Annotated in this window: 18 protein-coding genes; 9 read left to right on the top strand and 9 right to left on the bottom strand. The window is 60.4% G+C overall.

Translation table 11 applies throughout. From position 1 onward, the window contains the following. Positions 1-3: 3 nt before the first annotated feature. From J4E08_RS10960 to J4E08_RS10930, 7 genes are all read right to left on the bottom strand, one after another. Positions 4-714 (bottom strand): ThuA domain-containing protein, encoded by a 711-nt coding sequence (locus J4E08_RS10960; RefSeq protein ID WP_349538524.1) that lies wholly within the window; start codon positions 712-714, stop codon positions 4-6. Beyond that, positions 711-1,577, bottom strand: a complete 867-nt coding sequence (locus tag J4E08_RS10955; RefSeq protein ID WP_349538523.1) for an NAD(P)-dependent oxidoreductase — start codon at positions 1,575-1,577, stop codon at positions 711-713. The genes J4E08_RS10960 and J4E08_RS10955 overlap by 4 nt, the downstream gene beginning before the upstream one ends. 1 nt (position 1,578) lies before the next feature. Next, a complete protein-coding gene (locus tag J4E08_RS10950; RefSeq protein ID WP_349538522.1) occupies positions 1,579-3,093 on the bottom strand; it encodes a sugar ABC transporter ATP-binding protein in 1,515 nt (504 codons plus the stop codon). Next, the gene (locus J4E08_RS10945) at positions 3,090-4,091 is read right to left on the bottom strand and encodes an ABC transporter permease (RefSeq protein WP_349538521.1); all 1,002 of its coding nucleotides are present in this window, start codon (positions 4,089-4,091) and stop codon (positions 3,090-3,092) included. Before J4E08_RS10945 ends, J4E08_RS10950 begins: the two co-directional genes overlap by 4 nt. Positions 4,092-4,103: 12 nt before the next feature. Then, complete coding sequence (locus J4E08_RS10940; protein WP_183967128.1) at positions 4,104-5,078, bottom strand: ABC transporter permease; 975 nt, start codon at positions 5,076-5,078, stop codon at positions 4,104-4,106. Positions 5,079-5,122: 44 nt separating this feature from the next. Beyond that, a complete protein-coding gene (locus J4E08_RS10935; RefSeq protein WP_349538520.1) occupies positions 5,123-5,920 on the bottom strand; it encodes an SDR family NAD(P)-dependent oxidoreductase in 798 nt (265 codons plus the stop codon). A gap of 76 nt (positions 5,921-5,996) precedes the next feature. Continuing rightward, a complete protein-coding gene (locus J4E08_RS10930) occupies positions 5,997-6,965 on the bottom strand; it encodes a sugar ABC transporter substrate-binding protein (protein ID WP_349538519.1) in 969 nt (322 codons plus the stop codon). A gap of 311 nt (positions 6,966-7,276) precedes the next feature. On the opposite strand from J4E08_RS10930, the gene J4E08_RS10925 reads away from it, so the two are divergent. The 9 genes from J4E08_RS10925 (at position 7,277) to J4E08_RS10885 (ending at position 17,351) form a co-directional block, all read left to right on the top strand. Next, entirely contained in the window at positions 7,277-9,016 is a 1,740-nt protein-coding gene (locus tag J4E08_RS10925) for an ABC transporter substrate-binding protein (protein ID WP_502949264.1), read from the top strand. A gap of 24 nt (positions 9,017-9,040) precedes the next feature. Then, positions 9,041-9,850, top strand: coding sequence for an SDR family NAD(P)-dependent oxidoreductase (locus J4E08_RS10920; RefSeq protein ID WP_349538517.1), 810 nt, complete (start codon positions 9,041-9,043; stop codon positions 9,848-9,850). A gap of 60 nt (positions 9,851-9,910) precedes the next feature. Further along, positions 9,911-11,221, top strand: a complete 1,311-nt coding sequence (locus tag J4E08_RS10915; protein WP_349538516.1) for a M24 family metallopeptidase — start codon at positions 9,911-9,913, stop codon at positions 11,219-11,221. Position 11,222: 1 nt separating this feature from the next. Further along, positions 11,223-11,987, top strand: coding sequence for an SDR family oxidoreductase (locus tag J4E08_RS10910; protein ID WP_349538515.1), 765 nt, complete (start codon positions 11,223-11,225; stop codon positions 11,985-11,987). A 9-nt stretch (positions 11,988-11,996) separates the two neighbouring features. Continuing rightward, positions 11,997-12,740 (top strand): SDR family oxidoreductase, encoded by a 744-nt coding sequence (locus J4E08_RS10905; RefSeq protein WP_349538514.1) that lies wholly within the window; start codon positions 11,997-11,999, stop codon positions 12,738-12,740. Then, complete coding sequence (locus J4E08_RS10900; protein ID WP_349538513.1) at positions 12,740-13,891, top strand: alpha-hydroxy acid oxidase; 1,152 nt, start codon at positions 12,740-12,742, stop codon at positions 13,889-13,891. The genes J4E08_RS10905 and J4E08_RS10900 overlap by 1 nt, the downstream gene beginning before the upstream one ends. A 589-nt stretch (positions 13,892-14,480) precedes the next feature. Beyond that, a complete protein-coding gene (locus J4E08_RS10895) occupies positions 14,481-15,203 on the top strand; it encodes an SDR family NAD(P)-dependent oxidoreductase (RefSeq protein WP_349538512.1) in 723 nt (240 codons plus the stop codon). 57 nt (positions 15,204-15,260) lie between these two features. After that, on the top strand, positions 15,261-15,749 hold the full coding sequence (locus J4E08_RS10890; RefSeq protein WP_349538511.1) for an Lrp/AsnC family transcriptional regulator: 489 nt from the start codon (positions 15,261-15,263) through the stop codon (positions 15,747-15,749). 129 nt (positions 15,750-15,878) lie between these two features. After that, entirely contained in the window at positions 15,879-17,351 is a 1,473-nt protein-coding gene (locus tag J4E08_RS10885; protein WP_349538510.1) for an NAD-dependent succinate-semialdehyde dehydrogenase, read from the top strand. A 21-nt stretch (positions 17,352-17,372) separates the two neighbouring features. Here the strand turns inward: J4E08_RS10885 and J4E08_RS10880 are convergent, their stop codons facing one another. Further along, complete coding sequence (locus J4E08_RS10880; protein WP_349538718.1) at positions 17,373-17,561, bottom strand: DUF2783 domain-containing protein; 189 nt, start codon at positions 17,559-17,561, stop codon at positions 17,373-17,375. 12 nt (positions 17,562-17,573) lie between these two features. Then, positions 17,574-19,178, bottom strand: a complete 1,605-nt coding sequence (locus J4E08_RS10875; protein WP_349538509.1) for an FAD-dependent oxidoreductase — start codon at positions 19,176-19,178, stop codon at positions 17,574-17,576. Positions 19,179-19,183: the final 5 nt, after the last annotated feature.

Raw genomic sequence — 19,183 nt, 5'->3', positions numbered from 1 at the left:
GCTTTACACAGTTGCGTCGCGCGCAGCCCAAATCGCGCCGCGGCGGATGATCTCCGTGACCTGAGGCACCTTGAGATCATCAAGTTCGTGACCGATCGAGCAGTAGAAAACCCGGCCCTTGTCCCAGCGACGTTTCCAGACCACGGGAATCACGGAGCCTTCGATCCACCAAAGATGGTCGCCGGAAAACGTCGTTGTCGCCAGGACATCATTTGATGGGTCGACGAGCATATAATACTGCTCCGTCGTCAGCCGAAAGCTCTTGATCCCTTCGACGATCGGGTCATCGGGTTTGCAGATGGTGACGTCGTAATCAATATAGTCTTCGCGCGGTTGAAGGTTGTCGGGCCATCCCGGTGGATGCGCGACAAACTGCCCTCCGATCAGGAAATGATAGGTCGGGCGGTCGCGAAACGCGTCCCCCATATGCCCGTGCCATCCTGCAATGCCACAGCCGTCGCCGATCAACTTCAACAAGCCGTCCTCTTGCGGTTTGGTCATGTTGCCGAACTCGTCCTGATGCCCTGACCGCGCCGACGACCAGATCGGCGTGATCAAATCGACATCGGCCAAATCCCATGGCTGCGCCAAGGGCTCCAGTGTGTCGTAGACGTCGACCGCGAAGCCGTTGGCCTCGAGCAGGTCTTTGTACCAATCCGCAAAGTGGGTCGGCGTGTGGCCCTCCCAACCGCCGACAAACAGGGCCGCTTTCATCGCGTTTCCTTTCGCATGAAGGTCAAGATCGACGCCATGTCGCGGGCGCCATAGCCGGCCTGTTCCGCCTCGATCAGTTTGGCCAGGGTGACTTCGCCTTGTGGCATCGCAGTGCCCAGCCGCTGTGCCAGGCGCGCCGTGACGTCCATGTCCTTGCGCGCCAGTGAGACGGTAAACGTCACGTCATGGTCGGCCTCGTTCAAATACAGCGGGCGTCGGTATCTCAGCATCGGCGCACAGGCGGCGGAGGCTTCGATCACGTCGAATGCCACCTCGGGCGCGATACCGGCGGCTTCTGCAAGGGTCATGGCCTCGGCAAGCGTTTGATTGATCCCGTGGATCAAGGAGTTCACCGCCAGTTTCATCACCGCGCCCGCCCCGGTCGCGCCAAGATATATGGTGTCACGGCCCATCGCATCGAACACGGCAGCAAGCTCTGCATCCGCTTCGCGACATCCAGCCATGATCAGCAAATCAGCGTTTTCGGCCGCCTGCGTCGCCCCTGAGACCGGCGCATCAATCACCCGCATGTCCTGTGGAGCCTGTTCAGCCAGTGCGCGGATGTGGTCCGGGCTCATGGTGCCCATTTCAAGCAGCGTTACGCCCCCTCCCCCCGCGAACAAGCCGTCCTCGCCAAAATGCACCGCATCTGACGCCGCATCATTGGCCAGCATGGTGACAACGATATCGGCCCCGCGAACAAGCTCCGCAGGCGTCGCGACCGCAGTGCCACCCTCCGACGCGGCAAAATCACTGGCCGTCTGATGGGTCCTGTTCCAGACGCACACCTCGTGACCCGCCGCAATCAGGTTGCGAGCCATATGCGCGCCCATTCGGCCCAATCCGGCAAACCCCACACGCATCTCAGGCGACCTTCTCAGTGGCCGTGATCCCCGAAATCGCCTGAATCAAGCTCTCCTCGGTGACCTCTTCCGAGGTGAACGTCCTCATCACCCGACCCGAGAACATCGCCACGATGCGGTCGCTGACATGCAGCACTTCGGGCATTTCGGAACTGACAACGATGACGGCATAGCCCTGCGCAGCCAGATCGCGGATCAGGTTGTGAATCTCGGACTTTGACCCAACGTCGATGCCGCGTGTCGGCTCGTCCACGATCAGCACCTTGGGGTGCATGGACAGCCATTTCGCAATCACGATCTTCTGCTGGTTGCCGCCGGACAGGTTGCCCACCGTCTGCTTCCAACCCGGCGTCCGAATGTCCAGCTTTTCCTTGTACTTGTCGAAAATCGCCGTTTCAGCGCCCGGCGCCACGAAGGGACCGGAGGACAGCTCACCAACCTGCGGCAACGTCATGTTGTCCCGGCAATTCATACCCAAGACCAAGCCCTGGCCCTTGCGATCCTCCGGGACCAGCGAAATGCCCTTGCTGATCGCATCCGCTGGCGAGGATATGCGCACCTCTTCACCATCCAACAGAATTTTGCCGCCGCTCGGATCACGCAGGCCAAAAAGCGTCTCGACGATCTCGGTCCGCCCGGCGCCGACCAATCCGTAAAAGCCCAAAACCTCGCCTCGGCGCACGTCAAAGCTGACGTCCTTGAACATGTGTCCGCAGGACAGCCCGCGCACCTCAAGCGCCACATCGCCCAGTTCGTGATGGCTTTCGTTGCGCGACAGATCAAGCGCGCGCCCGATCATCAACTGAGTGACTTCCTCTTCTGTGGTGTTCCGGGTTTCGAGAGTGCCGCGATACGACCCGTCACGCAGAACGCTGATCCGATCGGTGATCTTGAAAATCTCTTCCATCCGGTGGGAAATATAGATGATCCCCACGCCCTGACGTTGCAGATCCGAAATCACGTCGAACAAAACGACCTTCTCCGCATCCGTCAAAGAGGCCGTGGGTTCGTCAAAAATGACGGCCTTGGCATCCACGGTCAGCGCGCGGGCAATCTCGACCATCTGCTGGTTGGCAATGGACAGATCGCCAACGATGGTCTTGGCGTTGAACCCTACTTTGAGCTTTGCGAGGATCGCGTCGGTTTGTGCATAAAGCTTCTCCCAATCGACCCGCCCAAAGGAGCGGCGCGGCAGCTCGCCCAGATAGATGTTCTCGGCCACGGTCAGCTCTTCGGCGAGGCTGAGTTCCTGGTGGATGAACACGATGCCCTTCGATTTCGCCTGCAAGGGCGAGGTCATGACGGTCTGCACTTCTTGCACGATGATCCGGCCTGCCTGCGGCTGGTAGATCCCGCCCAGGACCTTCATCAAGGTTGATTTTCCGGCTCCGTTTTCTCCCATCAGGGCGTGGACCTCGCCCGGCATCACCGAGAGTGAAACGCCATCAAGCGCGCGGACGCCGGGAAAGGTCTTGACGATCCCTTCGAGGCGCAAGGCGGGTGTCTGATCGCTCATAACTTCAACTCCTCTTTGCCTTTGGTGTTCAACTGGCGGTCCAGGAACAGGACCGCGATCAGGATCAAGCCGATCACAAGGTTCACGGTCGACGTGTCGGCCCCAATGTGACCCAGTCCCTTGCGCAGCAACTGGATGGCCAGAACACCGCCCAGGGTGGAGACAATCGACCCTGCCCCACCGGTCAGCTTCGTGCCGCCCAGCACGACGGCGGTGATGACCCAAAGCTCATAAAGCTGCCCATCGTTTGGATTGACCGACCCGGATTCAGAGTAGAACACCACGGCAGACAGGGCGGCGAGAAAACCGATGATCATGAAATTGATCAGCATGTGCGGACCAACCTTGATGCCGGCGTTCACCGCTGCATCCCGATTGTCGCCAATGGCATAGGCGTTGCGCCCGTGGACCGTGCGGGTCATCAGATACCACATCACCAGCGTCACGATGGCCAGAAACCAGGTCGCCGTATGCAGCCCGAGGAATTGCGCTTCGGCGAAATCCACCAGTGTCCAGTTCAGGCTCGAGGTCGGGGTTTCCCCGTTGTACATGAACACCAGCCCGCGAAAGCCCAGCATTGCCCCCAGAGTCACGATGAACGCGTCGACGCCGGTCTTCCACACGATAAATCCGTTGATCGCCCCAAGACCAACCCCGGTCAGCAAGGCCAAGGCCCATGACACCGGGATCACCCAATCGCCCAGCCCCGCAAATACCGTCCAAGTCAGACTGTCGAGCAGGATCACCGCAGACAGTGCAAAGATCGCCCCGACGCTCAGGTCGATATTCCCGTTGACCATGATGATGGTCATGCCCATGGCGATGATGCCGATGGGGGCCGATTGCTTGAGCAACAACAACATGTTGTCCACATCCATGAAGGCCTTGTCGGAGAGCGACATGAATTCGCCCGCCACGCTGAAGAAGATCAGCTCAATAACGATAAAGCCCCAAATCGCGCCGTTCTTGAGAAACTTGGACAGGTTTCCAGCTTCCATTTTTCCGCTCCCTTACGCGATTGTAGACAAAAGCTTGCCGCGCTTGGCTGCAATATCGAGCCAGACTGCAAGAATGATGATGGCCCATGTCACGACGAACTGGACATAGAACTGGAGGCCGACCAGCAGCAGACCGTTCTGGATGAACCCCAGGATCAGCACGCCGATGACAGTTTTGAAGATCGTTCCAGACCCGCCCAGCAACGATGCGCCGCCCAGGATCACGGCGGCCAGCACGTCAAGCTCAAGTCCCTGGCCGACGGTGTTTTGCGACCCCAGCGACCGGCTCGCCTGGATAAGCCCCGCCACGGCCACGCAAAACGACGACATCACGTAACACAAGAAGACGATGCGCGCCCGCTTGATGCCCGAAAAGGTCGCGGCGGTTCCGTTGCCGCCAACCGCATAGACTTTGCGTCCAAATGGCGTTTTCGCCAACACGATCCCCAAGAGCGCCGCCAAAAGCAGGAAAATCAGGATGGGCACGGGGATACCAAGCGCCGAGCCCTGGCCAAAGACGCTGAACCACGTCCCTTCCTTGTCGGCGATATCCATGTTCTGACCGCCAGAATACGTCAGCGTCAGACCGTGTATCGCAGAGAGCATCCCCAGCGTCACAATCAGCGAGTTCAGTTTGAGGTAGCCCACCAGAAACCCGATGAAGGCCCCCAGACACAGCGTCATGACAAACATCGCGGGGATAGCCAGCACGGGGCCGATCTTGTCATGCAGATCCAGAACCACAATGGTCGAAAACGACATCATCGACCCGACGGACAGGTCCAGATTGCCGCTGATGACCACAAAGGTCACACCAAGCGCCATGACCCCCAGAATGGCAGAGGATCGCACCACGCCCATCACATTTTCAGGACTCAGAAACCGTCCGTTCGCCAACGTGAACCCGATGATGAACACGGCAAATGCAATCAAGATGCCCTGCCGCGCCAAAAATCGTCCTATGCCTGCTTTAGACATGCTCTCCATATTCCCCTCCCACGGGCCAAGGCCCAGCCACTGACGCTTCTGGATCAGACCAGGGTCATTCCGCCGTCGATCATGACGATCTGGCCGGTCATGTAGTCACTGTCTCTGGACGCCAGATATGTCGTCGTTCCGGTGATATCGTCCGGCTTGGCAACGCGCCCGCGCAGGATCTCGGACGAGAACTCTTCCATCGCTTGTCCCGGACGCTCTGCGGCACCGATCTTCATCAGGTCCTGATCGACCTGTTCCCACATTTCCGTGGCCACGACCCCGGGCGCAAACCCCGTGACGGTGATGTTGTGCTTGGCCAGATCGCGCGCGCCCGACTGGGTCAGCGCCACAACGGCGAATTTACTGGCACAATACGGGGCAACATTGTCGAACCCCTGCCGGCTGGCAATGGATGCGGTGTTGATGATCTTGCCGCCCGTGCCTTGGGCGATCATCTGACTGGCCGCTTCCTGCATGCCGATCATGCACCCCAAGCCATTGACGCCCATAATGAAATTCCAGTTGTCTTCGGTCACATCCAAGAAATTCATCGGACGGTTCACACCGGCATTGTTGAACTTGACATCAAGCTTGCCAAAGCGCTCGACCGTATGCGCGATCATCGCCTTGACGGACCCTCGATCCGTGACGTCGACCTGCGCATAGGTCACCTTGCCGCCTTGTTGCGCCGATTTCTCCGCGTTGGCTGTTGCCACTTGCGCAACCTTGTCGCCGTTGATGTCCGCAAAACAAACGTCGGCACCTTCGTCCAACAACGCCTCGGCAATCGCGCGTCCGATGCCTTGTGCGGCGCCCGTCACAATACAAGACCGCCCTGTCACACGCCCCATGACACGTCCCCCGGTAGATTTATGTTGATGATAAAGCGAAGCGGGGCGCCGCAGCGCCCCTCAACACGGGAGGTGATCAGAACACCGGCTTTGTGAATTCCGTCATGTTGTCCTGTGTGATCTTGGGCGTGTCGAAGTAGTTGAGGAACGGCAGCTCCTCACCGCTGATCAGGTCGATCGCGGACTGAAGCGCGGCTTCTGCGTCATCAACTGGCGACTGGTAGATGGACCCCCAGTATTCGCCACGCTCCATCGCCTCGTAGCCAACGGCAAAGTTGGTGGCCCCCACAAAGGTGATCCCTTCGGCACGGTCGGCCGCCAGTGCCGCGTTCAATGCGCCGACACCCATGTTGTCATCACCGGCATAAACACCGTCGATGTCGTCATATTTGACAAGGAACGCTTCCATGACCTGCTGGGATTTTTCGCGGTTCCAGTCGCCGGGCTGGGTCTCGACCAGCGTCACATTCGGGCAGACCTCTGGCAGGCGGTCGTCAAAGCCCTTCTGACGCTCGATGGCGGTAGTGTATCCTGGCTGACCGGAAATCTGCACGACGCGCGCTTCGTCTTCGATGCCCAGCGCCTTGAAGCGGTCACACATGATTTCTGCGGACCGCGATCCTTGCGTGATGTTGTCCGGACCGGAGAAGGTCGAAACAAAGTCGAACCCGGCTTCGGCGATGTTGGAATTTGTAACGATAACAGGGATATCGGCGGAATGGGCCTTGCGAACGGCGGGGATGACCGCTTCGCCGTTGGTTGGCCAGATGATGATGGCGTCGACGTCCTGCTGGATCAGATCTTCCATCTGCGCGATCTGGCGGGCGACGTCGCCGCCGGCATCCAGAACCACGACTTCAACATTATCATTGGCTTCGGCTGCGGCGATAAAAGCGTTTTCGTAGGTGGTTTGATAGCTGTCGACGCCGACGTTGTTTTGCGTGATGCCGATGCGCATCGGGCTGTGGCTTTCGGCATAAGCTGCGCCCGCGACGCTCAATGCTGCGGTGGCCGCCGTCGCAGTCAGGATTGTGCGTAGAGTCATGGTGATCTCCTCCAAGAACATTTTAGACATTTCGTCTGCTCCCCACTCTCCCGATGGGGAATCATCATCCGGCGTGCCGGTATGATCGCAGGTACCTTGCACCCACGGCTCTTTGCTGCCCTCCCTGAATAACGTCCATTCTCGACAATAAAATATCCAAATTGGATTTTTTCGCGATACATTCCGGATTCATTCTCACGCTAGATGGATCAAAGCTCATGTCGATTCCCAAAAAATCCGAATTGAACAAAGCAAGCGACCAAAAACAATCAAGACAACGTCAAAATGAAGGAAAGGCAATTGCAAGGGGCATGAACGTCATGAATGAAGAGACTTTCAATCAGCTCATGCCGCCCCAAGCGAGGGCCGACATGCTGAGCGTGCTGTCCTTTATAGAAGAGTTCGGCGACGAACTTGAAAACTCTTCCGACCTATTGGCTCTCACCCCGAATTTGCGCATTTCGGCGCATCTGATCCGCGGCCATCTTGAAGGCCGGCTGATCACAATGACCTCTTTGATCGGCGCCAGTCGCGCACCCTACGCAACGGCCAACCGGCGCATCAAGGACATGCAAGAGGCGGGTCTGATTGACCAACGTCCACGCACTGCGACCGGCAAGAGTTTTTCCCTGCATCCCAGCGTTCACCTGATGGAACAATGGACACAGTTGGCCAGCCGCGTGCACCGGATGGCAAGCGCGCATTTCAACGGCGGCGCCACGACCGACACGACCGAATACTACTACGGTGAGTCCTACATGAAGGCGAAATCAATCCCGCCGATGGAGGTGCTGGCAGAGCCGCTCAAGCTCGCGGGAGGGCTGCGGGTTCTGGTCCACGGGGACCCGACCTTCATGGTGATGGACAACCTCAAACGGCAATTCGAACAGACAATCGGCACGCAAATTCACCAACGCGCTTTTTCCATCGACCGCCTGCGCGAAGAAACAATGCGCAATGCAAACCGCAAATCGAGCAATTACGACATTATCGCCGTCGATTTGCCTTGGGTCGGTGGTTTCGCTGAAAGCAACGTTTTGATGCCGCTCGACGATGTCATGGATATTGCCCGCATCGATCCGTCCGATTTTCACACGGCTGGTTGGCAAGCGGCCCATTGGAACGGTCGCGCGTTTGGCATTCCCGCGCAAACAACGCCAGAGCTGTTGTTTTATCGCAAGGATCTTTTCACCCGCGCGGGCATCGCACCACCGGCAACGACGCATGAATTGCTGAACGCGGCCAAGGCTTTGCACAATCCGCAACGTGGACTTCACGGGATCGCCTGGAATGCGGCACGCGGCACGGCATTGGGTCACACCGTTCTGATGACATTGGCAGATTTCGGGCAGCCGATCCTTGATCTAAAACCCAATGCGGGGGGCTTTGACACGCAGGATCTGGCGAAACGCAATTACCGCGTCACTATTGATACCGCCGCCGGTTTGCAGGCCGCAGAATTCCTCAACGAGCTGCTCAAGTATTCCCCGCCGGATATTCTATCCATGTCGTGGTATGAGCGCATTCGCCCCTATGCGGCGGGCCGGATTGCCATGGCGTACGGCTATACGCTGCTCGCCCCGTATTTCGAGCTTGACGATGCGTCCCCGGCCAAAGGCCAAACCGGGTATCTGCCGCATCCCGCAGGGCCGAACGGCGCACCGATCGCGCCTGTGGGGGGCTATGTGATGGGCATCCCTGCAAATCTGCCCAAGGAACGTGTTGCAGCGGCGGTCGAGGCCTTGCTGGTCTTCACCTCGCCACCGGCACAAAAACTCTATGTCCAGAACGGCAGTCGGACGAACCCGCGGTATTCCGTCGGATCCGACCCCGATGTGCGGCGCCTGTCGCCCATATTCGAAGCGGTCGACGCCATGTCCTGGCGCGACGAGCTTCAGTTCTGGCCCCGCCCGCCGATCCCCGAAATCTGCGAGATCATCCAGATTTGCGGAGAAGAGTTCCACGACATGCTGCGCGGGATCATCAGCCCGCAAAAAGCACTGCGTCGCGCGCAGGAGAGAGCCGACGCAACCTTGGCACCACCCCCATAATCATGACGTCAGGAGGAGACATCCATGGACCCCAACCGCCTCAAAGGTAAGAATATTCTCATCACCGGAGCCGCCCGCGGCATGGGTGAAGCCAATGCACGCTCCTTCGCTGAACAGGGCGCGAATGTGTGCATCGGCGATCTTGACCTCGAGATGGCTCAAACGGTCGCCGACGACATCAATGCCGCCAATAACGGCAAGGCAATTGCGATCCGGATGGATGTCACCAAGCGCGAAGACAACGTCGCCGCCGTGGCTGCGACCGTCGACGCCTTCGGCTCAATCAACGTGGGCGTGTTCAACGCAGGCCTGAACAAGCCCCGGTTCTTCATGGATATCGACGAAGACAACTGGGACCTGATCATGAACGTCAACACCAAGGCGATGTGGCTTGGCATGCAGGAAACCGCACGCCAGATGATCGCCCAAGGCCCGATGGAAGATCACCCCTACAAGCTGATCAACGTGGGCTCCATCGCCTCCCGCAAGCCGTTGGTGGATGTCACAGTTTACTGTACATCGAAATACGGCTGCCTCGCTCTGACGCATTGTGGCGCAATCGGACTGGCCAAGCATGGCATCACCGTGAACGGCTACGCGCCGGGCGTCGTTGTGACCCCTCTGTGGGAACAGCTGGACAAAGACCTCGTGGACATCGGCTTCAAGCAAAAAGAAGGCCAGGCCTACGACGACATCGTGCGCGATGCGCTTCAGATCAAGCGCGTGTCCTACCCCAAGGACATTGTCGGAACCGCGTCATTCCTAGCGAGCAATGACAGCGACTACATGACCGGCCAGATGATCCACGTCGATGGCGGCTGGTGCATCCAGTAACCGGCCACGAATTTCAAATCCGTATGTCAAACGGGGCTCACGCTCCCGAAGGAGACTTCCATGTCAGAACGTCCAGGCAATGCCCTCATGCCAAACCTGCTCACACCGCAGGATCTTGACCCCAATTGGGAGTGGCGCGAAAAGCTGCCCGCCCATGGCCACATGTCCGTGGATTTCGAACGCCGGATCGACCACGACCGCCTGCGCCGCTACCGTTTGGCCCGGACCCGTCAGTCGCTTCAAAATTCAAACGCGGGCACGCTGCTGCTGTTCGACGTGAACAACATCCGCTACGTATCCGCCACCAAGATCGGCGAATGGGAACGCGACAAGATGTGCCGCTTCTGCCTGCTGACAGGGGACGACAGCCCCTATGTCTGGGACTTTGGGTCCGCCGCAGAACACCACAAGCGCCATTCCGACTGGCTGGAGCCAAGCCATTGCCTCGCTGGCGTTGTGGGCATGCGCGGCACCATCCCGCCGGAATTCGGCCTGATGCAGAAATACGCCAAGCAGATCGCCGGATTGATCCGCGACGCCGGAATGGCCGATATGCCCGTCGGCGTGGATTATGCCGAAACGGCCATGTTCCACGCGCTGCAACAAGAAGGTCTGAATGTGGTGGATGGCCAACAGATCATGTTGGCGGCGCGTGAAATCAAGAATACGGACGAAATCCAGCTTTTGACCCAGGCGGCGGCCATGGTCGATGGCGTCTATCACATGATCTACGAAGAGCTGAAACCGGGCGTGCGCGAAAACGATATCGTCGCCCTGTCCAACAAGATGCTCTACGAAATGGGCTCGGACGATGTGGAAGCGATCAACGCCATTTCCGGCGAACGCTGCAATCCGCACCCGCACAACTTCACCGACCGCCTGATCCGGCCCGGCGATCAGGCGTTCTTTGATATCCTGCAATCCTATCAAGGCTATCGGACCTGCTACTACCGCACGTTCAACGTCGGTCGCGCGACACCCTCGCAGAACGACGCCTATGTGAAGGCCCGCGAATGGATCAATGCCTCCATCGCGATGATCAAACCCGGTGTGTCCACTGACAAGGTGGCCGAAGTCTGGCCAACGGCGGAATCCCTCGGCTTTGCGAGCGAAGATCAGGCCTTTGGTCTGCAATTCGGTCACGGGCTGGGCCTTGCACTGCACGAACGGCCCATCATCTCCCGCGCGGTGTCGATGGATCACCCGATGGAGATCCAGACCGGCATGGTCTTCGCCCTGGAAACCTACTGCCCCGCAAGCGACGGCTATTCCGCCGCCCGGATCGAGGAGGAAGTCGTCGTGACAGAGAACGGCTGCGAGGTCATCAGCCTCTTCCCTGCCGAAGAACTGCCCATCGCGAACCGCTACTGACATGGGCAACCCGTTTGACCTGAGCGGTCGCAAAGCACTGGTCACCGGCGGGGCAACCGGCATCGGCAAGGGCATAGCCCTCGGCCTTGCCGCCGCCGGGGCGGATGTGGCGCTGACCTACCGCAGCCATCAACCCGACGAAACGCTCGCCAGGATCAAAGCCCTGGGCGTCAAGGGCGCCGCCGTGCAGGCCGACTTTGCCGGCATGGATCAAGCCGCGGCAGACCGTGTGGCGGCCTTTGCCAACGACGCGCTCGGCGGGCTCGACATCCTCGTGAACAACGCCGGGATCATCCACCGCGAGGACAGCACCGACATGCCGCTGGACGATTGGCGGCGCGTGATCTCCGTCAACCTCGACTCCGTCTGGCTGCTGTCCCAGGCAGCAGGCACGCGCATGGTGGCCCAAGGCTCGGGCAAGATCATCATCGTGTCCTCTGTCCTGGCATCACAAGGCGGCTTGCGCGTGCCCGCCTATGTGTCCAGCAAACATGCAGTCGTTGGTCTGACCAAAGCGCTGTGCAACGAATGGGCGCCGCGCGGCGTCAACGTCAACAGCATCGCTCCGGGCTACACCGCCACGGACAACACGCAGGCTCTGCGTGACGATCCGGACCGGTCAAAAGCCCTGCTGGATCGCATACCCGCCGGCCGCTTTGCCGAACCATCTGAAATCGCGGGGGCGGCTGTTTTTCTGGCGTCTGACGCCGCAAGTTACTGCCACGGAACCGTGGTCACCGTCGATGGCGGCTGGCTCGCCCGTTAGGAGAAAACCATGGAACACTCACTCGAAGGCAAAACGGCACTGATCACGGCCGCAGGTGCCGGAATCGGACGCGCCAGCGCCGAGGCGCTCGCGGCGCGCGGTGCCAAGGTCATCGCCACCGATCTGGATGGCGCAGCGGTTGCCGAACTGGCGGAAACCTCGCCCAATATCACGGGACACGCTTTGGACGTCCTCGACGCCACGGCGGTCGACGCAATCGTAGCCTCCGCAGGCACCGTGAATATCCTGCTGAACTGCGCCGGCTGGGTTCATGACGGCACGATCCTGGATTGCGACGAAAATGTCTGGGACCGCGCCTTCGATCTGAACGCAAAGGCCATGTACCGCATCACCGAGGCCGTGCTGCCCGGTATGCTCGCCAACAAAAGCGGCTCAATCATCAATATCGCGTCCATCGTGTCCAGCGAAAAGGGCGCGCCGCGCCGCTTTGCCTACGGCGCGTCAAAGGCCGCCATCATCGGCATGACCAAATCCATCGCGGCTGACTTCGTCAAGGATGGCATCCGCTGTAACGCAATCTGTCCCGGCACCGTGCAGAGCCCGTCATTGAATGATCGCCTGGCCGCCACGGGGGACTACGACAAGGCGCTGGCCGCGTTTCAGGACCGGCAGCCCATGGGCCGCCTTGGCCAGCCCGAAGAAATTGCCGAAATGGTGTGTTACCTCGCAGGCGACCTTGCGGCGTTCACCACCGGGCAGGCCTTTGCCGTCGACGGTGGGTGGTCGATCTGATGGGACTGGATCGTGCCGCCTCGATCGAGGACCTGCGCCTGCGCGCCAAGGGCCGGATTCCGTGCTTTGCCTTCGATCTGGTCGATGGCGGCGCGGAAAGCGAACGCAACATGCGCCGCAATGCCGAGGCCTTCGAAGAGGTCGAGCTGACACCGCGCTACATGGTCGACGTGTCCAAAATCGACACGCGCACGACCATTTTCGGACAGTCCTTTGACCAGCCCTTCGGCATGCCCCCCATCGGGATGCTCAATGCCTTTTGGCCGGGAGCTGACCTCACCCTGGCGCGGCTCTGCAAGGCGCAGAACATCCCCTACACGGCAAGCTCGGCCTCTTCGACCACGCTCGAAGCTCTGGCCGACGCTGCCGATGGCAACGGCTGGTTCCAACTCTACGTCTCTAGCGACACAAACGTGACCGAAGGGTTGATCGCTAGGGCAGAAGCCGCAGGCTACACGACGCTGATGGTCACCGCCGATGTCCCGGCCGCAGGAAAGCGCGACCGCGACATCCGCAATCAGCTTGCCGTGCCCTTCCGCTTTACGCCCGAAGTGATCTTTCAATGCATGTGCAACCCGCGTTGGGCATTGACCAGCCTCAAACACGGCACACCGAATGTGGCCAACTATGCAGACCTTCTGCAAAGCGCGACATCCTATGCAGAGGTGCAAAAAACGCTGATTACGCCAGGGTTCACCTGGGACGACCTCAAACACCTGCGCGAGCGCTGGAAAGGCAGGCTTCTGGTCAAGGGCATCTTGCATCCTCAGGACGCCGTGACCTGCGCCGAATTGGGCTGCGACGGCATTGTCGTGTCGAACCATGGCGGGCGTCAGGTGGACTTTGGTCCGCCCTCCATCGAGGCTCTGCCCGCAATTGCTGACGCGGTCGCGGGCCGCATGACGATCATCCTCGACAGTGGCATCCGTCGCGGCGCCGATATCCTGCGCGCAAGGGCCTTGGGCGCCGACTTCACCTTTGCAGGCCGCGCCTTTGCCTATGGTGTTGGCGCGGGGGGTGACGCAGGCGCGCGGCGTGCGTTTGAGATTTTGCAGCTGGAGCTGGTGCGCGCCTTGGGGCAACTCGGTGTGCCGTCTTTCGAGGCCGTCGGACCGTCTGCACTCAGCACCGTCCAGGCAGCAACGCCTTAAGGCACGCTGGTCGCCGGTTAAGTTGGCCAAAGACTGTGGCGCTCCCGACAGCGCATAGCCTTCGTTAAGGCGCGCGTTGAGAGTGGGACTGCCCCTAGGGTAAAATTTGGGATTTCAGGCATCTTGCCTCCCTGCCAATCGTCTGCCGCGCTCCCGTGACGGCCTGTCCCGCGTATCCCCCGTGGCTGCCGACGATAGGATCAAACGATGAAAGCATCGGCTGAAACACCGGATCGGTCATCCTGAAACTGATGGCCGGTCAGGCGCTCTAGGGTCACAGAGGGAGGCTTGGTCTCTCGCAGATCGCTCTCAAGGCTGCAGGTAGAAATCATAAACCGCCGGTGTTAACCAATCCTGCCGCAACGTCATGCAGTACGACCTGGAAGAGGTTAACAACCGACCGGTTTCTCACCGGGAACCGGTCGGTTCGCGGGTTAATTGGGCTTAACGTCCGGTTCCATCCTGGTAGCCTGGCCACGCCCATCCACAATATATGCCATGCTCAAACCGCGTTAACCTATGCGCGCGCCCTCTTAACCCCGGCGCTTGCCTGTGCTTTGTTGCCCCTCACAGCGCAAAGGAAGCCGACATGAAAATCGACCTCACCGGGCAGACGGTTCTGATCACCGGTGCCGCCGGCGGATTGGGACAGGCTATGGCCGCCACCTTCAGCGAACACGGCGCGAACCTTATCCTCTCCGACCTGGCCATGGGTGAAATGACCGAGGCGGATCAAACCTTTGCAACCACCTGCGACGTGACCGACGCGGCATCGGTCCGCGCGATGATCGCGGCAGGTGTCGACCGCTTCGGCCCCATCGACATTGCGATCAACAACGCTGGTATCTCCGGCCCACACGGCAAGCTCACTGAGTTGTCAGCCGACGACTGGTCCCGCCTGCTCGCGGTCAACTTGACCGGGCTTTTCAATAGTTTGCAGGCTGAAATCCCCGCCATGCGCGATCACGGCCGCATCCTGAACATCGCCTCACTGGCCGGCATCTCCGGCGCGCCGGGCCTTGCCGCCTATGCCGCGACGAAACACGGCGTGGTGGGCCTCACCCGATCCCTCGCGCATGAGCTCAAGCGCCAGAAAATCCGGGTTAATGCCCTGTGCCCCAGCTTCACAGATACGCCGATGCTTGACGCGATGGGACTTGAAAAATCCCGCCTTCACAGTCCCTTGAACGCACTTGGCCGTTTTGGCACCGCGCAAGAGATGGCCGATGCCGCGCTCTGGATCATCTCTCCTGCCAACAGCTTCATGACCGGTCAGGCGATCACATTGGATGGCGGCATCTCGGCGCTGTGACCTTTCAACCAAAGCGCAAGCGCGGTAAGCTTCGTCCAGCCTGAACCGGAGCCTCCCTTGACCACCGTCACCCCAAAACTGGACCAGTACGACCTCGCCATCCTGCACGCGCTGCAAAGGGATGGGCGCATGACAAAAGTCGCCTTGGCAGAGCGTGTGAACCTCTCCCCCAGCCCCTGCTGGGAGCGATTGAAAAAGCTGGAAAGCGCCGGTTTCATAACGGGTTACACAGCGCAGGTGGATATTCGCAAGATCGCCCCCGTGACCGAAGTCCTTGTGCAGATCACCCTGTCTGGCCATCGGGCCGAAGATTTCCGGACGTTCGAGACCGCCATGCAGGCCCGTGCAGAGGTGCGCGGCGCCTGGGCGCTGGGCGGTGGCGTGGATTACATCCTGCGGCTGGTCGTGTCGGATGTGGATGCCTATCAAAGGTTGATGGACGATCTGCTCGCGGACGACCGGTTAGGGATCGAGAAATACTTTGGCTACATCGTGACAAAAACGATCAAAACCGCCCCGGACCCGTTGCCCCCTGTCAAAGGTTAACAGACAGATCCTCTGCACCGCAGCCCCTGCTCCGAGGAAACCACTGTTTGACCGCTCCAGTTCAAACACACCCTCTGCCCCGCTTGCCCTAGACTGAGGTCAAATCCGCCTCAACCCAAGGACAGCGACATGCTCGACCACATCCCCCACGACACCAAGCTGACCGACCGCCGCCTGCAACGCAGCTTTGGCTACATCGACGGCAAATGGACCGCTGGCACCGGCAGCGCGACTTTCACCGTTACCGATCCGGCGACAGGACAACCCGTTGGCAGCGTTGCAAAACTCGACGGCGCACAGGCAACGCAGGCGGTGGATGCTGCACAGGCCGCCTTTGCCAGCTGGTCTGTGACACTTCCCCAGGACCGTGCCGCGGTTCTGCGCCGCTGGTACGATCTGGTCATGGAGGCCAAAGAAGATCTGGCCCGCCTGATGGTGGCCGAACAGGGCAAGCCGCTGTCCGAGGCGCGCGGCGAAATCGACTACGCGGCATCATTCATCGAATTCTATGCCGAAGAAACACGCCGCCCCAACATCGAGGGCGTCACCAGCCACCTGCCCGACGCCGAGGTCGAGCTGTGGCGCGAACCCGTGGGCGTCGTTGCCTTGATCACGCCGTGGAACTTTCCCACCGCCATGCTGACCCGCAAGGCCGCTGCGGCCCTGGCCGCCGGCTGTACCATCGTGGCGCATCCTTCGGCAGAAACGCCCTACTCCGCCCTCGCGCTGGCAGAGCTGGCAGAGCGCGCCGGCATGCCCGCCGGTGTCTTCAACGTGGTGCCGGGCCACGCGCCGGAAATCGTGGAGACTTGGACGCAGGACCACCGCGTGCGCGCCCTGTCCTTTACCGGCTCGACCGAGGTCGGTCGCCTGCTATATCGTCAATGTGCCGGAACCATGAAGAAGCTGGTGATGGAGCTTGGTGGACACGCCCCCGTCATTATCTTCGACGATGCCGATCTGGACCGCGCCGTAGAGGAAACCATCAAGGCCAAATTCGCCACGACGGGGCAGGATTGCCTTGGCGCGAACCGGATCTTTGTGGCGCGTGGGATCTATGACGCCTTTGTCGAGAAATTCACTGAGGCCAGCAAGGCGCTGACCATCGGCGCCGGGATGGAAGACCGCGACCTTGGCCCCCTGATGAACGAAGCCGCTGTTGCCAAACAGGAATCTCAGGTGGCAGACGCGCTGGCCAAAGGCGCGCGGCTGACCTGTGGCGGCGCGCGCCTGGACCGGGGGCCGCTGTTTTATCCGGCCACTGTGTTGGCCGATGTGCCCGAAAATGCGGACATCCTGCGCGAGGAAACCTTTGGTCCCGTGGCGGCGCTGGTGCCATTTGACGACGAGGCCGATGTGCTCGCCCGCGCCAATGAAACCGAATACGGGCTGGTCGCCTACGTGCACACCATGAACCCGCGCCGAATCTATCGCGCCACCCGCGCGTTGCAGTTCGGCATGGTCGCGGTCAACCGCACCAAGGTGACCGGCGCCCCGATCCCCTTTGGCGGGATGAAGCAATCCGGCCTTGGCCGTGAAGGCGCACGGCAGGGGTTGGAGGCTTTCACCGAGATCAAATACGTCTGCCGCGATTGGGGCTGACCCGAGATCACGGACGGGGCGTCACTCGCCCCGTGCCGCCTTCAAGGCTGCGCGCAGCACCTCGCGATCCCCCACATGATTGGCCAAAAGCAGGATCAGCCGGGCATTAACCGTCTGGCTTTCCTCGCCTGACAGACCGTCATGCGCCGCGATCAGTTCCGCGTAAAACCCATCGGGGTCCGCGATATTCGGTTGAGTATTCAAGAGCATTTCCGTCATCGTTCAGACCTTCCCCATGGCGCGCGAAAGCGCCTCTGATACGGCTTCGGCGTCATAGCTGGACCAGCGCGCCGCGACGTGTTGATCCGGCCGGATCAGGTAGACCGCAGTGGTCGCGTCGCCTAGATATCGCTGTGCCAACGCCCCCTCCGGATCGCTTTCCGTCGAGACGGAAACCACAGGCAAAACGCTCTGCGGCACCTCCGTATTCACCGCCAGCAATTTGAAGCCGTGGCCGAGGCCATCCAGCAGAAACCCGTCAGAGACCGGCGCATCGGGACACGGGCTGCCGGGCCGCGTGCGGGCAGGCCCTCCCTCCAGCGCGTCAGGCGTGTTCAGCGACGAACCATCGTAGGTGCAGGGCACGGACAACCGACCGGAATTGACCAGCGGCCGGGCAAAGGCATGGGTTTCGGCCAGATCCAGAACTGCGTTGCGGAAGGTGTGGCTCACCTTGGATTTCGGCGTGATGAAATCGGTGGATCGCGTTGAATTCAGAATGTTTTCATCAGCGCCGTGAACGCGCTCAGTGTCATAGCTGTCGAGCAGCGTCTCTGGCGCCTCACCCCGGATCACCGCGCCAAGCTTCCAGCCAAGGTTGTCGACATCCTGCATCCCGGAATTCGCGCCGCGCGCGCCAAAGGGTGACACCTGATGCGCGGCATCCCCGGCAAAGATCACCCGGTTGTGCCGGAACTTCTTCATGCGGCGACATTGGAAAGTGTAGATAGAGGTCCAGACGATCTCGTATTCGACATCGCCAAGCATGGCGTCGAGCCGCGCGCGCACGTTTTCTTCCTGCAATTCGGTCTTCCGGTCCACGTCCCAGCCAATCTGGAAGTCCACCCGCCAGATGCCATCTGGTTGCCGGTGCAACAGGGTCGAGGCCCCCGATTTGAAGTGCGGTTCAAACCAGAACCAGCGCTCTGTCGGGAAATCATCGTTCACCATGCGGATGTCCGCGATGAGAAAACTATCCTCGAACACACGCCCGTCGAAGTCCAGTCCCATCATGCCGCGCAGCGGGCTGGACGCGCCGTCGGCCCCGATCAGCCACTCCGCCTCGATGGTGTAGGGCCCCTCTGGGGTGGTGATATGCACCAAAGCGCTGCTGTCAGAAACCTCCACCTGATCGACGCGGTTGCGGCCACGGATTTCGATGGGCGCGCCCTCGGCCTGAGCCTGCCGCACCCGTTCCACCAGAAAGCGCTCGAAATACGGTTGCTGCAAGTTAATGAACGCCGGAAAGCGGTGGCCTTCTTCGGGCAGCAGGTTGAATTCAAACACCTTGCGGTCGTCGTGAAAGACCTTGCCGAGGTTCCAGATGATGCCCTTGTCCAGCATTGCCTGACCACAACCGTAGCGATGCGCGATCTCCAGCGAGCGTTTGGCAAAACAGATGGCGCGCGATCCCTGCCCGATCCCCTCGTGATCGTCGAGCACCACAACAGGGATGCCCTGCAGCCCGAGGTCGAGCGCCGTGGCGATGCCGACGGGGCCGCCGCCCAGGACCACGACGGGGTGGCGCACAGGCGCGGCGGCATCCTGATCGGCGCTGCGGGCGTAAGGGTACAGCTTGAACGCAAGCTGGTAGCGGTCATGGATCATCTCGG

This window comes from Sagittula sp. NFXS13 (assembly GCF_040148795.1).
GTDB classification, from domain to species: domain Bacteria; phylum Pseudomonadota; class Alphaproteobacteria; order Rhodobacterales; family Rhodobacteraceae; genus Sagittula; species Sagittula marina.
The sequence above is the reverse complement of the archived record's forward strand: the minus strand, read 5'-3'. Positions and strand labels throughout refer to the sequence as shown.

Coding starts and splice junctions, on each gene's coding strand:
- J4E08_RS10960 (WP_349538524.1), bottom strand. CDS start 714: ATGAAAGCGGCCCTGTTTGTCGGCGGTTGGGAGGGCCACACGCCGACC.
- J4E08_RS10955 (WP_349538523.1), bottom strand. CDS start 1,577: ATGCGTGTGGGGTTTGCCGGATTGGGCCGAATGGGCGCGCATATGGCT.
- J4E08_RS10950 (WP_349538522.1), bottom strand. CDS start 3,093: ATGAGCGATCAGACACCCGCCTTGCGCCTCGAAGGGATCGTCAAGACC.
- J4E08_RS10945 (WP_349538521.1), bottom strand. CDS start 4,091: ATGGAAGCTGGAAACCTGTCCAAGTTTCTCAAGAACGGCGCGATTTGG.
- J4E08_RS10940 (WP_183967128.1), bottom strand. CDS start 5,078: ATGGAGAGCATGTCTAAAGCAGGCATAGGACGATTTTTGGCGCGGCAG.
- J4E08_RS10935 (WP_349538520.1), bottom strand. CDS start 5,920: ATGGGGCGTGTGACAGGGCGGTCTTGTATTGTGACGGGCGCCGCACAA.
- J4E08_RS10930 (WP_349538519.1), bottom strand. CDS start 6,965: ATGACTCTACGCACAATCCTGACTGCGACGGCGGCCACCGCAGCATTG.
- J4E08_RS10925 (WP_502949264.1), top strand. CDS start 7,277: ATGAACGTCATGAATGAAGAGACTTTCAATCAGCTCATGCCGCCCCAA.
- J4E08_RS10920 (WP_349538517.1), top strand. CDS start 9,041: ATGGACCCCAACCGCCTCAAAGGTAAGAATATTCTCATCACCGGAGCC.
- J4E08_RS10915 (WP_349538516.1), top strand. CDS start 9,911: ATGTCAGAACGTCCAGGCAATGCCCTCATGCCAAACCTGCTCACACCG.
- J4E08_RS10910 (WP_349538515.1), top strand. CDS start 11,223: ATGGGCAACCCGTTTGACCTGAGCGGTCGCAAAGCACTGGTCACCGGC.
- J4E08_RS10905 (WP_349538514.1), top strand. CDS start 11,997: ATGGAACACTCACTCGAAGGCAAAACGGCACTGATCACGGCCGCAGGT.
- J4E08_RS10900 (WP_349538513.1), top strand. CDS start 12,740: ATGGGACTGGATCGTGCCGCCTCGATCGAGGACCTGCGCCTGCGCGCC.
- J4E08_RS10895 (WP_349538512.1), top strand. CDS start 14,481: ATGAAAATCGACCTCACCGGGCAGACGGTTCTGATCACCGGTGCCGCC.
- J4E08_RS10885 (WP_349538510.1), top strand. CDS start 15,879: ATGCTCGACCACATCCCCCACGACACCAAGCTGACCGACCGCCGCCTG.
- J4E08_RS10880 (WP_349538718.1), bottom strand. CDS start 17,561: ATGCTCTTGAATACTCAACCGAATATCGCGGACCCCGATGGGTTTTAC.
- J4E08_RS10875 (WP_349538509.1), bottom strand. CDS start 19,178: ATGATCCATGACCGCTACCAGCTTGCGTTCAAGCTGTACCCTTACGCC.